15 protein-coding genes and 1 pseudogene are annotated in these 14,353 nt (G+C 63.5%); 8 read left to right on the top strand and 8 right to left on the bottom strand.

The window, feature by feature from the left end:
* Positions 1 to 38 precede the first annotated feature (38 nt).
* Positions 39 to 911 (top strand): MBL fold metallo-hydrolase, encoded by an 873-nt coding sequence (locus ACH2DW_RS07710; protein WP_394929152.1) that lies wholly within the window; start codon positions 39 to 41, stop codon positions 909 to 911.
* 47 nt (positions 912 to 958) lie between these two features.
* On the top strand, positions 959 to 1,339 hold the full coding sequence (locus ACH2DW_RS07705; RefSeq protein ID WP_394929151.1) for a MauE/DoxX family redox-associated membrane protein: 381 nt from the start codon (positions 959 to 961) through the stop codon (positions 1,337 to 1,339).
* Between the two features lie 15 nt (positions 1,340 to 1,354).
* On the opposite strand, the gene ACH2DW_RS07700 is transcribed toward ACH2DW_RS07705, so the two are convergent.
* The gene (locus tag ACH2DW_RS07700) at positions 1,355 to 3,451 is read right to left on the bottom strand and encodes a S9 family peptidase (RefSeq protein WP_394929150.1); all 2,097 of its coding nucleotides are present in this window, start codon (positions 3,449 to 3,451) and stop codon (positions 1,355 to 1,357) included.
* Positions 3,452 to 3,498: 47 nt separating this feature from the next.
* On the opposite strand from ACH2DW_RS07700, the gene ACH2DW_RS07695 reads away from it, so the two are divergent.
* From ACH2DW_RS07695 to ACH2DW_RS07675, 5 genes are all read left to right on the top strand, one after another.
* Positions 3,499 to 3,786 carry a ferredoxin gene (locus ACH2DW_RS07695; protein WP_394929149.1) on the top strand — a complete coding sequence of 96 codons (288 nt, stop codon included), beginning with the start codon at positions 3,499 to 3,501 and terminating at the stop codon, positions 3,784 to 3,786.
* Positions 3,783 to 5,033 (top strand): Fe-S cluster assembly protein SufB, encoded by a 1,251-nt coding sequence (sufB, locus tag ACH2DW_RS07690; RefSeq protein WP_394929148.1) that lies wholly within the window; start codon positions 3,783 to 3,785, stop codon positions 5,031 to 5,033. Before ACH2DW_RS07695 ends, sufB begins: the two co-directional genes overlap by 4 nt.
* Positions 5,034 to 5,085: 52 nt before the next feature.
* Complete coding sequence (locus ACH2DW_RS07685) at positions 5,086 to 5,442, top strand: hypothetical protein (protein ID WP_394929147.1); 357 nt, start codon at positions 5,086 to 5,088, stop codon at positions 5,440 to 5,442.
* A gap of 129 nt (positions 5,443 to 5,571) precedes the next feature.
* Positions 5,572 to 5,832 carry a 4a-hydroxytetrahydrobiopterin dehydratase gene (locus ACH2DW_RS07680; protein WP_394929146.1) on the top strand — a complete coding sequence of 87 codons (261 nt, stop codon included), beginning with the start codon at positions 5,572 to 5,574 and terminating at the stop codon, positions 5,830 to 5,832.
* Positions 5,816 to 7,087 carry an MFS transporter gene (locus tag ACH2DW_RS07675; protein ID WP_394929145.1) on the top strand — a complete coding sequence of 424 codons (1,272 nt, stop codon included), beginning with the start codon at positions 5,816 to 5,818 and terminating at the stop codon, positions 7,085 to 7,087. Before ACH2DW_RS07680 ends, ACH2DW_RS07675 begins: the two co-directional genes overlap by 17 nt.
* Positions 7,088 to 7,112: 25 nt before the next feature.
* Here ACH2DW_RS07675 and sufU read toward each other — a convergent pair whose 3' ends face one another.
* From sufU to ACH2DW_RS07645, 6 genes are all read right to left on the bottom strand, one after another.
* Complete coding sequence (gene sufU / locus ACH2DW_RS07670; protein ID WP_394929144.1) at positions 7,113 to 7,577, bottom strand: Fe-S cluster assembly sulfur transfer protein SufU; 465 nt, start codon at positions 7,575 to 7,577, stop codon at positions 7,113 to 7,115.
* Positions 7,578 to 7,599: 22 nt separating this feature from the next.
* Entirely contained in the window at positions 7,600 to 8,832 is a 1,233-nt protein-coding gene (locus ACH2DW_RS07665; RefSeq protein ID WP_394929191.1) for a SufS family cysteine desulfurase, read from the bottom strand.
* 11 nt (positions 8,833 to 8,843) lie between these two features.
* Positions 8,844 to 9,629, bottom strand: coding sequence for a Fe-S cluster assembly ATPase SufC (gene sufC, locus ACH2DW_RS07660; RefSeq protein WP_394929143.1), 786 nt, complete (start codon positions 9,627 to 9,629; stop codon positions 8,844 to 8,846).
* A 134-nt stretch (positions 9,630 to 9,763) separates the two neighbouring features.
* Positions 9,764 to 11,107: a xylose isomerase gene (gene xylA, locus ACH2DW_RS07655; protein WP_394929142.1), complete on the bottom strand. Its 1,344-nt coding sequence runs from the start codon at positions 11,105 to 11,107 to the stop codon at positions 9,764 to 9,766.
* 33 nt (positions 11,108 to 11,140) lie between these two features.
* Positions 11,141 to 11,512, bottom strand: a complete 372-nt coding sequence (locus ACH2DW_RS07650) for a hypothetical protein (RefSeq protein ID WP_394929141.1) — start codon at positions 11,510 to 11,512, stop codon at positions 11,141 to 11,143.
* A 2-nt stretch (positions 11,513 to 11,514) separates the two neighbouring features.
* Positions 11,515 to 12,144 (bottom strand): MBL fold metallo-hydrolase, encoded by a 630-nt coding sequence (locus tag ACH2DW_RS07645; RefSeq protein ID WP_394929140.1) that lies wholly within the window; start codon positions 12,142 to 12,144, stop codon positions 11,515 to 11,517.
* A 53-nt stretch (positions 12,145 to 12,197) separates the two neighbouring features.
* On the opposite strand from ACH2DW_RS07645, the gene pyk reads away from it, so the two are divergent.
* On the top strand, positions 12,198 to 13,619 hold the full coding sequence (gene pyk, locus ACH2DW_RS07640; protein WP_394929139.1) for a pyruvate kinase: 1,422 nt from the start codon (positions 12,198 to 12,200) through the stop codon (positions 13,617 to 13,619).
* A gap of 171 nt (positions 13,620 to 13,790) precedes the next feature.
* Here the strand turns inward: pyk and ACH2DW_RS07635 are convergent.
* Positions 13,791 to 14,353: pseudogene (locus ACH2DW_RS07635) on the bottom strand (hypothetical protein); the annotation flags it as partial.

Genomic DNA, 14,353 nt, shown 5'->3' with positions numbered 1-14,353 from the left:
ACAAACCTCTATCGTCATGAAGTATTGGGGAACGGGGAATGAACACGACTGCGCGTGGTGACGGTTTTGCCGTGACCTTTCACGGCGTCCGGGGGTCAACTCCTTGTCATGCGCCCGAACTCGTTCGCTACGGCGGCAACACCTCATGCGTGTCGCTCGACATCGAGGGCGCCGATCCGATCCTGTTCGATCTCGGCACCGGACTGCGCTACTTCGGCAACACTCTTTCGCCCGGAGCCCGGTTTGTTGGCACCTGCCTGCTGAGTCACCTGCATTGGGACCACATCCAGGGGTTGCCGTTCTTTGCGCCGTTGCTGCAAGAAGGTTCTGATGTCACGATGTACGGGCCTCGCCAGGAGGGTGACGCGACACTCGCTTCGGTGTTTGCCGACACCATCTGTCCGCCGCTGTTTCCCGTTGAACTTGCGATGCTGCCCGGTGATATCGACTTCGTCGATTGCTGGGAGTCCAGCTTCCAGGTGACGACAACGAGCACGCACGTCGACGTCATGAGCCGGCCGATTCCGCACGTCGGCAACACGCTCGGTTACCGCGTCACTGCCCACGGCCGTTCGGTCGCTTACCTCAGCGATCATCAGATGCCGGTGGACGGAACGCCTGCGATGTCACCAGGGGCGCGCGAGTTGTGTGCAGGCGCCGATCTGATCATCCACGACGCTCAGTACACGCCGAGCGAGTTCGCGCTCAAGAGCAACTGGGGGCATTGCACGATCGAGTACGCCGTCTGGATTGCTGCTGAATCAGGGGCCAAGCGGCTCGCGCTGTTCCACCACGACCCCTCGCACGATGATGACACGCTCGATCGGCTTGCCGAAGAAGCAGCCAAGTGCGGTCGAGAATTCGGCGTCGAGGTCTTTGCAGCGCGCGAAGGCCGCACCATCGAAGTCTGAGCGGCCGCCTCGAGTGCTCAACCCCGACGGCATTGCAGCAACCTGGCGTGGCTGACTGGATCCCCCTCACAGCATCGATCGTCGTCGGCGTCGTGTTCCTCGTTGCGGGTGCGTCGAAAATCGCCGCCGGTGCTGAGTGGCCCGTGCAAGCCCGCGGACTGGGTGCTCCGTCCATCACCATTCCGCTGGTGCCGTGGGTCGAAATCGCGATTGGCGCTGTTCTGGTGGTCCAGGTGGCACGTCAGCCAGCGGCGCTCGCAGCAACCGCGATGCTGGTTGTGTTCTCGGTGTTGATCCTGATGCAGCTGGCACAGGGCCGGCACCCGCCGTGCGCCTGCTTCGGGGCATGGTCTGCCAAACCGCTCGGTGCCCGGCACGTAGCGCGCAACGTCGCGCTCATCGCACTGAGCGTTCTGGCACTGTTCTGACGTGGTGTCGACCCGTCAGGTCGTCGTCAGGATGAAGGCGAGGTTTCGCGCCTCGTCACGCCACGCGTCGTACCGGCCCGTCGGTCCGCCATGACCGGCGCCCATCTCCGTGCGCATCACCAGTGGTTTGGTCCCGGTTCCGACTGACCGCAGGCGCGCCACCCACTTGGCCGGCTCATGCACGCTGACTCGTGGATCGTTCAGCCCAGCGGTCACGTACAGCGCTGGGTAGTCCGCCGCCACGGTGTTGTCGTAGGGGGAGTATCGACCCATCACGCTGGCGAAGGGTTCGGAGCGTGGGTCGCCCCATTCCTCCCATTCGGTCACTGTGAGCGGCAAGGTCGGATCGCTCATCGTCGACACGATGTCGACGAACGGCACCTCGGCGATCACGCTGGCGTACAGGTCTGGGCGTTGGGTCATGCACGCACCGACGAGGAGCCCGCCGGCAGAGCCACCACGAATTGCCAAGCGGTCGGGCGCGACCACGCCTTCTGCGATCAGATGCTCAGAGCACGCAATCATGTCGTCGAACGTGCGCTGCTTGGTCAGCAGCTTGCCGTCGAGGTACCACTGACGGCCCAGCTCGCCGCCGCCACGCGTGTGCGCAATGGCAAAGACCAGGCCGCGGTCGAGGAGCGAGAGCCGCGCGACCGAGAACCACGGGGGGAGTGATGTCTCGTATGACCCGTAGCCGTACAGCACCGCGGCGGCGGTGCCGTCGAGCGGTGTGTCGACATGGTGGACGATGTCGAGCGGGACCAGCACCTGCTCGCCGTCGGCACCGCTCGGTGCCCAGCGTCGGCTGGTCGTGTACTTCGTGAGGTCGACGTTGGGGGTGGGCATCTGGCGCAGCTGGACGCGCTCGCCTGTCTCGACGTGCTCTTCGAACAGGGTTGGCGGTGTGACCATCGAGGAGGTGACGAAACGAATGGTGTCGCTCTCCCATTCGGGGTTGGAGGAGAGGTCGACGTCGTGCGGGTCGCTGCCGAGGTCAATCGACCGCTCGGGCAACGCGTCATCGCGGAACAAAATGCGTACCCGCGGTTGTGCTTCGGCCCATTCATGAACGACCAGGAACGCTGCGAACGGTTCGGTTCCGGTGATGCGCCGGCCTGGAACATGTGGGATGAGCTCGAACCAGGCGTTCTCGTCTGACCAGTCGCTGTCGACCGGTGCGGTGAGGACGCGGAAGTCGACAGCGCCGTCGTTCGTGGTCATCACGAACCGGTCACCCCAGTGGTCGACTTGGTACTCGACGTCGTCGCGCCGGGGTTGCACGACGGTGAAGGGCTGGGAAAGGTCAGACGGCGCCAGGCGTACTTCGCTGCTCGTCTTACTTGCGGTGTGAATCACGATCCACTCGTTCGAGCGGGTCTCGCCAATCGCCACGAAGAACCGTTCGTCGAGCTCTTCGAAAATCAGTTCGTCGTCTTCGGTCGAGCTGGTGTCGACTCGGTGGCGCCACACCTGGGAGGGGCGTTCTTGATCGTCGGCTCGCACATAGAACAGCCACTGCCCATCAGATGACCAGCCGGTCCCGGCATTGGCGATGCCTTCGATCAGGTCCTCGGTCGACGAGGCTGCTCCGTCTTCGTCGAAGCGGCGAACGCGGAGCGTGTAGCGCTCGTCGCCTGACGTGTCAATCGACCAGGCGAACATCGTGTGGTCGTGGGAAGCATCGAGGGCACCGAGGTCGAAGTATTCGTGGCCCTCGGCCTCGATGTTTTCGTCGAGCAATACGAAGCGGTCGGCGCTGTCGAGGCTTGGCCCGCGTTGATGGAGCGGGTAGCTCAGGCCTTCCTCGGTGCGACTGACGTACCACCAGGGCCCGTTGCGGACGGGCGTTGACATGTCGGTCTCCTGCACTCGCGACTTGACCTCACCGAAAATTGTCTCGATCAGGTCGGCCTGTGGCGCGAAGTGTTGGTCGCTGTAGTCGTTCTCTGCCTGGAGATATTGGAGAAACTCCGGGTCGTCGACGTCGCGCATCCACGCGTAGGGGTCGTCGACCGTCCCGGTCGGGCGATCCCACGTGTGTGGTCGGGTCGGCGCCACCGGTGGAGCAGTCGGCTCGGCTGCGTTGCTGTGGGGTTTGTCACTCTTGCTCATCACGGTCGAGCCAATGTACGCACTCAGCGGTACCGTTCAGTCTCATCATGCGTGTCTGGATCGACCAGGACCTCTGCACCGGCGACGGAATTTGCATTGACCACTGCCCCGACGTGTTCGTTCAACTCGAAGACGGCATTGCCTACGTCGCTGAGAACGGCGCTCCCCTCAACGATCCCGGCGGCTCCGGCAGCCTCGCATGGGTGACCAGCCGCAACGTCGCGGACGTTGTCCACGCCGCTGAGGCCTGCCCGGGTGAGTGCATTTTCATCGAGGTCGATCTCCCGGTCGCCGAGCTGGGAAGCGAGAACGCCGGAGACAGCGCCGCGGCGTGAAGGGCATCAACGCCCGCGTCGTCGGGCAGATCTCTTTGTCCAAGGCCGAACCCGAGTGGATGGAGCAGCTCCGGCTTCGTTCGCTGGGCCTGTTCGGCGAGCAGCCGATGGCCGAATGGTTCGCGGTCAATATGCCCGACATCGATTTCCAGGACATCGATGAGGCACTGCAACCAGGGGACGCACGGCGCGACCTCGCAGGCAACACCGCACTGCCCGGTTCTGAGGCCGTCGGCCCAGAGCGTCGTGCGGACCTCGAAGAGCAGGGCGTTCTCTTTTGTGACATGGACACTGCCGTGCGCGAGTACCCGCGCATGGTGCAGGAGTACTTCGGCACGATCATCCCGCCTGGCGACGACAAGTTTGCTGACCTCAACACCTCGGCGTGGTCGGGTGGCTCGTTCGTCTACGTTCCGCCGGGCGTCGAAGTTGCGATGCCGCTGCAGTCCGACATTCGGCCCAATTCCGAAACCGGAGGCCAATTTCAGCGCACGCTGATCATTGCTGACGAGGGCTCGAAGGTCCGCTACATCGAAGGGTGCTCGGCACCGGTGTACACCCAGGACGCGCTGCGCTGCGCCGTTGTCGAGATCGTGGTGAAGCCGAATGCCTGGGTCAGCTACACGACCATGCAGAACTGGTCGCACAACGTCGACAATCTCGTCACCAATCGAGCTCGTGTCGAAGCTGACGGCCACATGGAGTTCGTTGATGTCAACATTGGCTCGAAGCTCACCGTGAAGTATCCCGCTATCTACTTGGTCGGCGACGGCGCAAGTGGCGAAGTGCGCTCGGTTGCCTACGCCGGCAAGGGCCAGCATCAGGACACGGGGGCCAAGATGGTGCACGCCGCCCCGAACACCACCTCGAAGATTGTCTCCAAGTCGATGAGTCAGGACGGCGGCACAACCACCTGTCGCGGTTTGGTCAGCGTTGACGAAGGTGCCACGGGAGCTGCGAGCGTTCTTTCGTGCGAGGCGCTGCTACTCGACGAGCAGTCGGCCTCGCTGAACCTCCCGCACCTGGAGATTCTGGAGGATGATGCACAGATCAGTCATGAGACGAAGGTCTCAAAAATTGCCAACGAGCAACTTTTTTACCTGATGTCGCATGGCCTCTCCGAAGAGCAGTCAATGGGCATGATCGTCAATGGCTTCATCGAGCCGGTGACGAAGACGCTGCCGATGGAGTACGCGGTTGAATGGAGTCGTCTCATCGAGCTGCAGATGGAGGGTTCGGTCGGATAGTCCCGCTGCATGCTGCGCGGTCCTTGGCTGTTCGAACCCCTATCCTGGCCCGATGCCGATGCGGACGGAGTGCAAGAACTTCGAGAGCCGGTCGTATCCAAACGGCGACACGGTCAGAAAATGCAACATTGATTTGGCGCCTGATGCGCCCTGGCGATGTCCCGAGAATTGCTCGGGGTACGAGCGACGATTGGCTGATGCCGCGTGGACGCATGGAACGCTGGTCGTCCCGCCGACGCCGCCTGAGCCTGCTGGTCTTGAAGATGGATCGGCTGCCGCAGTCCTTGACGCGGCAGAGGAAATCTTGAACGCCATCGGTGATGACGTCAAGGCCGAGGTTGACGCCGAGCGCGCGGCAGCGCAGACCAAGCCGGGTGTGTTCTCTCGCCTGTTCCGCAAGAAGCGCTGACGCGCATCACCCTCGGGCCGGCCCGCAGCTTGTTGGTCTCGTCGCGTTTGTTCGCCGACGAGACCGTTGATGTCGCCGACGCTTCGGCCAGTGCACTCGGTGGCGCCTGCCCGCCCTAGGTTCTGGGGAATGAGCCCTCCTCCTGACCCGTCGCAGCGCTGGGTCGAAGCCGACGGGCGATTGCAGCGGGACTTCGAATTCGGCGACTTCTCCGAAGCGTTTGGGTTCATGACGCGTGTTGCGCTGCTCGCTGAAGTACACGGCCATCATCCCGACTGGTCGAACACGTACAACCGGGTCTCGATCTCGTTGACGACGCATGACGCGGGCAACGCGGTCACCGACGTTGATCGCACCATGGCAGCGGCCATCGATGACATCACTTCCTGACTCCGAGATGACCGTTCCCGACGCGGTCGATCACCGTTCCGGCCGGTTTCCGGGTTGGTGGGTGGTCGCCGGCTGTTTCACGGTCCTGCTGGTCAACTCAGGTCTCGCGTTCTACGGCCTCGCCGTCTACCTGAACGCCTTCAGTAACGAAAAGGGTTGGGCGCTCGGCACCATCTCGTTCGGCGTCACGGTCTTCTTCGTGGTCGGCGGTGTCGTCGGGCTCTGGATTGCCCGACTGATCGCCCGCTTCGACGTGCGCTACATCATGATGGCCGGCGGCGTGATCGCCGGAGGGTCGCTCGCTTTGCTCGGTCAGGTCGAGACGCAGTGGCAGATGTTCCTGGTGTACGCCGTGTTCGCCGTGGGCTACGCAGCGGCAGGTCTTGTGCCCGCAACGACCGTCGTGACGCGCTGGTTCCATAGCAAACGGGCCGTCGCTCTTTCGGTCGCGTCGACCGGCCTGTCCGTGGGCGGCATCGTGATCACGCCGTTTGCAAAGCGGTTCATCGACGAATACGGACTGTCCGCGACCACGCCCTGGTTGGGCTTGGTCTTCGTCGCGGTCACGGTGCCTGTTGCTTGGTTCATGGTCAAACCCGATCCAGAAGCGATCGGTTGGGCGCCTGACGGACAGCGTCGCGCCGTCGGCGAAGTGGCTCCCGCAGTCGGCGGCACGACGTTCGAAGACGCCGTGAAGACCACGTTCTATCGAGCTGTTGCCGTCGGCTATATCTTCGCCCTGGGTTCCCAGGTGGGCGGGATTCAGCAGTTGGTGAAGCTGGTGGAAGAACGAACCGATCCGGCGACGGCCCGGTTTGCGGTCACCGCGTTGGCGGCCACATCCGTGGTGGCCCGACTCGTGGGTGGCCGTGCTGTTCAGGTGATGCCAATGATGCGGTTCACCGTCGTCATCGCGGGGGTTCAGTCCGTGGCGCTGGTGATGCTTGCGTTCGTCAGTTCGACGGTACTGATCTTCGCGTCGATCATCCTGTTCGGCTTGACGATCGGCAATCTGTTGATGATGCAGCCGTTGCTGCTGGCCGAGCGATTTGGTGTGCGCGACTATCCGCGCATCTACAGCCGATCACAGTTCGTCGCGCTGGTCGGTGTCGCCGGCGGCCCGCTGCTGCTCGGTTGGCTCTACGACGTGTCGGGCTCGTACCGACTTCCTTATCTCGCTGCTGCGGCGTGCTGCACGGTGGGTGTAGGAATTCTCTCACTGGCTGGCCCGGCCACCGCCACCGACCCCGCGTAGGGGTCGCCGGGCTCCGGCCCTGTATCTATTCGGCTTGGGTGAGGGCTTGGGCCAGGGTGTTCCAGCTGAGGACCGCACACTTGATGCGAACCGGGAACTTCACGACGCCCTGCAGCGCTTCGAGGTCGCCGAGGTCGATGTCGGCATCGCTCTCGATCTCATCGAGTCCTTCGATCCCCATCATTGTCTTGAATCGGCGGATCCGGGCGTTCACGTCGCCGACGGACTTGCCGAGCATCGCCTGGCTCATCATCGAGGCTGAGGACTGTGAAATCGAGCAGCCTTGGCCGCCGATCTTGATGTCGCGGATGACGGCGTCGTCGCCTGTGCCCGCTGACGTGTCGAGGTCGAGGTAGACGGTGATGTCGTCGCCGCACAGCGGGTTGTGGCCGTCGGCCTTGATCGCTGGTGGTTCGAGTTCGCCACGATTGCGTGGGGTGCGGTAGTGGTCGAGGATGATTTCTCGGTAGAGGTCTTCGAGGCCTGGCATCTGTCGCTCCCGGAGTGTCGGTCTAGAACCCGAAGATATCGGTGGCACTGTCGAGGGCGTCGGCCAGTGCATCGATGTCGTCAGTCGTGTTGTACAGGTACACACTTGCCCGGGTCGTCGCGTTGACTCCCAGGGTCTTCATGAGGGGCTTGGCGCAATGGTGTCCGGCGCGTACGCACACGTTGCGTTCGTCGAGGACCTGACTCACATCGTGGGGATGGAGATCGCGGAACGCGAAGCTGAAGACGCCGCCGCGCTGCTCGACGTTGGCGGGCCCGTAGATCGTGATGTCGTCGCCGAAGCGCTCGTTGAGCGTGTCGAGGGTGTAGCGGCTGAGGTCCATCTCGTGCTGCCGGATGTTGGCCATGCCGACCGACTCGAGAAACTCGACAGCGGCAGCGAGGCCGACAGCTTCGACGATCGGGGGTGTACCGGCCTCGAACTTCGCCGGAACCGGTGCGGTGGTGAATCCGTCGAACGTGACGGTGTCGATCATGTTGCCGCCACCGAGGAACGGGGGCATCGCGTCAAGGATCTCCATGCGTCCCCACAACATCCCGATGCCGGACGGTCCACACATTTTGTGACTGGAGAACGCGACGAGGTCGGCGTTCCAAGATTGCACGTCGGTGACGTTGTGGGGGACGAACTGGCAGGCGTCGACGACGGCAAGCGCGCCGGCGGCATGAGCCTTGTTGCACAGGAGAGTGATCGGTGTAATCGTGCCGAGCACGTTGCTCATTGCGGTGAACGAGAAGACCTTGGCACCGTCGAGGATGGTGTCGATGTCGGTCAGGTCAAGTTGGCCGTCGGCGGTGAGCGGGACCCAGCGGATCTGGATGCCGCGCTCCTGAACGAGCATCATCCAGGGCACGATGTTGGCGTGGTGCTCCATCTCGGTGAGGACCACGACGTCGCCTTTGTCGAGGTTGGCGCGGCCCCAGGCCATGGCAATGAGGTTCATCGACTCGGTGGCGTTCTTGGTGAAGACCACTTCGTCGGGTGAGTTCGCGTTGACCAGTCGAGCAATCGCGATTCGGCCCTGTTCGTATGCCTCAGTGGCTTCGCCGGCGAGCCGGTATGAGCTGCGGTTGATCGGTGCGTAGGTGTTCTCCATGAAGCTCGACATCGCGTCGATGACGCGGCGTGGCTTCTGGGACGTGTTGCCCGAATCGAGATACACGAGGGGTGCACCATCGATCTCTCTCGACAAGATTGGGAACTGCTCGTTGATGGCGTCCTGGTCGAAGGCCATTGCCGTGTCACTCACGCCTGCACCGCGCTCGCCAGACGGAAGGCGTCGTACCCGTCTTGCTCAAGTTGAGTAGCAAGTTCCATCCCGCCGCTGGCCGCGATGTGGCCGTCGACGAGGATGTGAATGTGGTCGGGAGTGACCTCGCTGAGCAGTTGCGGGTCGTGCGTGATCAGCACGACACCCATGTCGGGCTGGTCGGTGCGGACGTTGCGGATTCCCTGTGCGGCGATCCGTAGGACGTCGATGTCCAACCCCGCAGCGGTCGCGTCGAGGATTGCGACCTCGGGTTTGAGGATGGCCATCTGGATGATCTCATTGTTCGCCGATTCGACGGGGGAGAACCCTTCGTTCAGATGTCGATCAGCGAAGGCTGGGTCGATGCCGAGGCGCTCGATCCAATCAGTTGTGGCGAGGCGCAGTTCGGGTACCGAGAGGTCCATGCCCGTGCGAGTCGACATGGCCTGGCGGAGGAACTGGATGACCGAGACGCCGGGGATCACCTGGGGGTCGTGGAACGCGAGGAACATGCCAGCCTTGGCTCGCTCGTCGACCGGCCACTGCGTGATGTCGTCGCCCTTGAACTCGATCGTGCCGCTGGTGACCTTGTACTGGTTGGATCCCATCAGGGTTGCGCCGAGCGCTGACGTACCTGGTCCATTCGGCCCCGTGATGGCGTGCACCTCACCAGCTCTGACGGTCAGGTTGAGCCCACGCAGGAGTGCGTCTTCTGCGCTGCTTGTGGGGGACTCGGCAGGCTGTGCGTGGAGGTCGTCAACTCGAAAGAGGGGAGCGGTCACGGGCTTGATTCTACGCGCCGTCGGCAATTACTCCTACCGCCGTAGTGCAAATTGCGGTGATCTCGCGAGCATTTTGTTTGCGTACCCACCAGGGGCCGCTGGCCGGCAGTAATCGCGACGCAAACGGGGAGCGGCTATCGGATGCGTTCGATGTGGCGAGCCACGACGTGCTCGATCGCTTCTTGGCGACCGCTCACCGGCTGCGGGTCGAAGGTCTCGTCGCCGAGGACGGCGTCATGCAGCGCTTGCAGCGTGACCTCGCCATCGAGAATGCGCTGCTCGTTGGACCAGCCGGCGTAGCGGTCGGCGCGGCGGCGATCGATCTCGCCGTCTTCGATGATCGAGGCCGCGGCAAGCAGTGAGCGGGCCATCGTGTCCATCCCGCCGATGTGGCCGAGAAAGAGGTCGTCGCGGGCGATCGACTGGCGGCGCAGCTTGGTGTCGAACATCAGGCCACCGGTGGTGAATCCGCCGCCCCGCAGAATTTCGAGCATGCCGAGCGTCATCTGCTCGACCGACTTGGGGAACAGGTCGAGGTCCCAGCCGAGCCGATCGTCGCCGGCATTGGCATCGATCGAACCGAAGATCCCTGCGTTGACCGCGGTAGCGACCTCGTGATGGAAGTCATGCCCGGACAACGTCGCGTGGTTGACCTCGATGTTGACCTTGATCTCGTCGGCAAGTCCGTACGTCTGGAGAAAGCTGTGCACGGTGGCAACGTCGTAGTCGTACTGGTGCTTGGTCGGCTCCATCGGCTTCGGTTCGATCAAGAGCGTGCCCTCGAAACCAATCGCGTACTTGTGCTCCACGACCATGTTCATGAATCGGCCCAGCTGGTCGAGCTCGCGCTTCATGTCGGTGTTGAGCAAGGTCTCGTAGCCCTCACGCCCACCCCACAGCACGTAGTTCGAGCCCCCGAGGCGATGGGTGGCGTTCATGCAATGCGCGACCTGCGCCGCGGCGTAGGCGAACATGTCAGGGTCCGGGTTGGTTGCAGCCCCGGCCATGAAGCGCGGATGGGAAAAGGCGTTGGTGGTCCCCCACAGCAACTCGATGCCAGTCCGTTCCATGTGGCCAGCGGCCTCGTCGGCCATCTCGTCGAAGAAGCGGCATGTTTCGGCGAATGAGCCGCCAGCGGGTGCGATGTCGATGTCGTGGAATGAAAAGAACGGGGCGCCCAGCTTGTCGATGAACTCGAATGCCGCACTCATCTTGAGCTTGGCGGCCGCCATGGGATCCATCGCGGCGTCGCCCGTCCGAGAGGCCGGGTTCCATGGACGGTCGAGCGTGCCGGCGCCGAAGATGTCGGATCCGTCCCAGGCAAAGCTGTGCCAGTAGCAGACACCGAAGCGAAGGTGCTCCGCCATGGTCTTACCCAGGACTGTTCGGTCGGCGTCGTACCAGCGGAAGGCGAGCGGATTGTCGGAGTCCGGCCCCTCGAAGAGAATGGGGTCGACGTCAAAGAATGGTGTGTTCATCACCGATGATCGTAGGGCACCGGGTGCTGGCCGTCAGTCGTGGTCCCGAAGGTCTTCTTTCCAGGCGCGGAAGCGATCGTGTTTCTCACCGCTGGGGCCGGCACCTTGTGCTGACCCGTCAGGGAAGAGGCGCAGGGTGAATGCCCGGGTGAGGTCATCTGAGTGTGCGGCCCAGTAGCGAGCGTCGCCGTGTTTGGCCGGGCCAGCACGCCACAGGATCCAGGGCCCGATGCGGCGCTTGTATTCGGCCGTCGGTTGGCCAGCGAGATCGTCACCGAGCGCGAGCAGAGATGCTGGGGCTTCGATCCAGGCCGTGGCCATGATGTTGCGGTCACGGACCGGTGTCGGCGGCAGGTCGGTGGTACGGATTGGTGTGTGGTCGGCGGGCCGCTCGTTGTACTTCACGGCTACCAGCCGCGTTCGATCCACGCTTCGAGATGGGGGCGCTCGGCGCCGATCGTGGTGTTGTCGCCGTGCCCTGGCAGGACGATCGTCTTGTCGTCGAAGGTGAACAGGCGGTCGGTGATCGAGCGGATGATCGTGTCGAAGTCACCGATGTCTGACTTGGTGTTGCCGGGCCCACCGGGAAAGAGCGTGTCGCCGGTGAAGAGCAGCGGGGTGTTCTCCAAGGCAAACGAGATCGAACCCGGCGTGTGGCCGGGGTTGTGGATCGAATGCAAGCGCAGCTTGCCGACTTCAATCACCTCGGTGTCGTCAAGGAACACGTCGTAGCCCACTTCGGCGAGCATCGGGGCGTCGAGTTTGGTCACTGCCACCTCGTAGCCGGCTTCGCGCATGGCAGGGATGGCTTGGATGTGATCCCAGTGTCCGTGTGTTTCAAGTACCCGCTTCACTCCGAGTGCATCGCACAGTGCGAGGAGCTGATCGTGCTCGTCGGCTGCGTCGAGGAGCACGCCCTCGCCGGTGGCTTTGCAGCGCACGACGAACACGTTGTTCTCATACGGCCCCACGACGACCTTGTGCACTTCGGTGTCGGCGTCGGACCAGTGCAGGGTGCTGCTCACGTTCGATGTCATGTGAGCATTCTGCCAGCCGCCGCTCGGCCAATTCGCCCGGTACTGTTCGGCACGTGGCACGTCGCACGAAGATCATCGCAACCATCGGCCCGGCCTCGGAGGACGAAGCAACGCTCGAGGCCATGATCGAAGCAGGCATGGACGTGGCGCGCATCGCCCTCGCTCACACGCCGCTCGACGAGGCCTTGACACGGCACCAACGTGTCCGCGACGTCGCTGCACGCATGGGCAGGACGGTCGGCACGCTGGTTGATCTGCCCGGTTCGAAGATCAGAATCGGGCGCGTCGCGGTCGAGGGTCTGGACTTCGAGATCGGCGACACGGTCAGCTTGGTCGTTGGCCACGAAGTGAGCACGGCCGATCGGATCGAGATCGACTACGCCCACCTGGTTGATGACTGCCACGTGGGCGATGAGATCACCTTTGCCGGGTCTGTCGTCGTCTCGGTCCTGCAGGTCAAGAGCGACGAGGTTGTGGCAAGGGTCGTGTCCGGCGGAACGCTGAGTGGACGCGCTGGCGTCTTCATTCCGTTCGGGTCCGCCGAATACCGTCCGCTGTCCGATGAGGACCGCGCCGCACTTGCCGCGTTCGTCGAGGTGGGCGTCGACATGGTGGCGATGAGCGTCAATGCCGGACGCGACCTGCGTCAGCTCACTGTCGAGCCGCACCCTCGCGGACCGATGGTCATCGCCAAGATCGAAACGTTGGCAGCGGTCGAGAACCTGCCCAGCATCATCGAAGACGCCGCCGGGATTCTTGTGGCGCGAGGTGCGCTCGGCCGCGAGGCCGAACTCGAGGAGCTGCCGCACCTGCAGAAGCAAGTGATCCGCGACTGCATCGCGGGCGGCCTGCCGGTGATCACCTCCACGCAAATGCTCGACTCGATGGTCACTGCGCAGGCGCCGACCCGCGCGGAAGCAACCGACATCGCCAACGCAGTGTTCGACGGCACCTCGGCGGTGATGCTCTCAGCTGAGACGGCGATTGGCGACCACCCGGCTCTCGTTGTCGAGACGATGTCGCGCATTGCCGAACGCTCTGACGATTCGTTCAACCACGGCAGCTGGGCCGAACGCGTCGCTGCGCTGCGCATGGCCGACCAGGATCACAGCGAAGCCGCGATCACCGATGCGGTCACGATCTCGGCCGCTCGGGCTGCGCAGGAGCTACGAGTTCGTGCGCTGCTCTGCATCTCGGCGAGTGGGTTCACCGTTCGTTCGATGGCGCGCTTTCGTCCGAGCGCCAAGATTCTCGGCTTCAGTGGCTCGCACGCAACGGTGCGTCAGCTTGCGTCAAGTTGGGGTGTCACCCCGGTGTATTTCGAAGGTGCGACTGCTGAGTACGAAGAGCGTGTGCGCCTTGCGGTGTTGCAGGCAAAGCGCGAGCGCCACGTTGCCAGCGGGGATCTGATCGGGGTCGTGGCGGGGATCTCCGCTGCGTCGACCGACACGTTCCGTCTGATGCGCGTCCCGTAGCCCCTGTCGCGTCGTCCTTTGTCGCGAACTCGGCGAAGAATGGGGCGAATTGCTGGGCGCAGCGCGCCGAGAATCGCTCGGGCTCTCGCTTGTCGTTCTGGTTGGCGCTCAGGTTTGACAGCAGGTGCGCATCCGATCACCCGTTGCGTGCCGTGGAACGACGGCGAGGATTCAGTCGGTCCGTCCGAGCATCCGTTTGTAGACGTGGCGGCCGCGCGTGCCGGCCAGTGCAGCGATCCGGCGTCGAGCGCTTCCGTAGAGTTGTTGGGCCGGCCCAGGAGCATTGTGTAATGCATCCACGTGCGCCCGGAGCGCAGCGAGCTCTTCGGCCTGGGCCTCAAGCGCTGTCGCCGCGGCCTGCTGGTTCATGGCCGCCGACGCTTCAGCGGCCATGCGTTTCGCGCGGCGTGCCTCGAGCTCGGTGGTCAGGGCGCCGGCCTTTACGGTGGAGAGCGCGCTCACGGCTCCGTCGTTCGAGGTTGTATCTGACCACTGCTGTTCGAGGGTGGGCAGGTCCAACAGCGAGTCATTGAGCAGTGCTCGTTGGAGTGCCGACCGACGGTGAAAGCGATCGCGGCCGTCAGCGTCCCAGTTCGGCTTGCGGAGGATGAGGATCGAGTCTTCCCAATCAAGATTGCCCCAATCCGTGAATGCGTCGACGAGTTCGCCGCCGATGTATTCGTTGAGCGCAACGAAACCATCTCGATAGAACCGCCAACAGTCGACGGGATATC

The organism is uncultured Ilumatobacter sp., from assembly GCF_963980585.1.
In the GTDB taxonomy this organism is placed as follows: Bacteria; Actinomycetota; Acidimicrobiia; order Acidimicrobiales; family Ilumatobacteraceae; genus Ilumatobacter_A.
This window is presented reverse-complemented; position numbering and strand designations above follow the sequence as displayed.

Coding starts and splice junctions, on each gene's coding strand:
- ACH2DW_RS07710 (WP_394929152.1), top strand. CDS start 39: ATGAACACGACTGCGCGTGGTGACGGTTTTGCCGTGACCTTTCACGGC.
- ACH2DW_RS07680 (WP_394929146.1), top strand. CDS start 5,572: ATGAGCCCTCCTCCTGACCCGTCGCAGCGCTGGGTCGAAGCCGACGGG.
- sufU (WP_394929144.1), bottom strand. CDS start 7,577: ATGCCAGGCCTCGAAGACCTCTACCGAGAAATCATCCTCGACCACTAC.
- ACH2DW_RS07695 (WP_394929149.1), top strand. CDS start 3,499: ATGCGTGTCTGGATCGACCAGGACCTCTGCACCGGCGACGGAATTTGC.
- xylA (WP_394929142.1), bottom strand. CDS start 11,107: ATGAACACACCATTCTTTGACGTCGACCCCATTCTCTTCGAGGGGCCG.
- ACH2DW_RS07645 (WP_394929140.1), bottom strand. CDS start 12,144: ATGACATCGAACGTGAGCAGCACCCTGCACTGGTCCGACGCCGACACC.
- ACH2DW_RS07675 (WP_394929145.1), top strand. CDS start 5,816: ATGACATCACTTCCTGACTCCGAGATGACCGTTCCCGACGCGGTCGAT.
- ACH2DW_RS07700 (WP_394929150.1), bottom strand. CDS start 3,451: ATGAGCAAGAGTGACAAACCCCACAGCAACGCAGCCGAGCCGACTGCT.
- ACH2DW_RS07665 (WP_394929191.1), bottom strand. CDS start 8,832: ATGGCCTTCGACCAGGACGCCATCAACGAGCAGTTCCCAATCTTGTCG.
- ACH2DW_RS07685 (WP_394929147.1), top strand. CDS start 5,086: ATGCCGATGCGGACGGAGTGCAAGAACTTCGAGAGCCGGTCGTATCCA.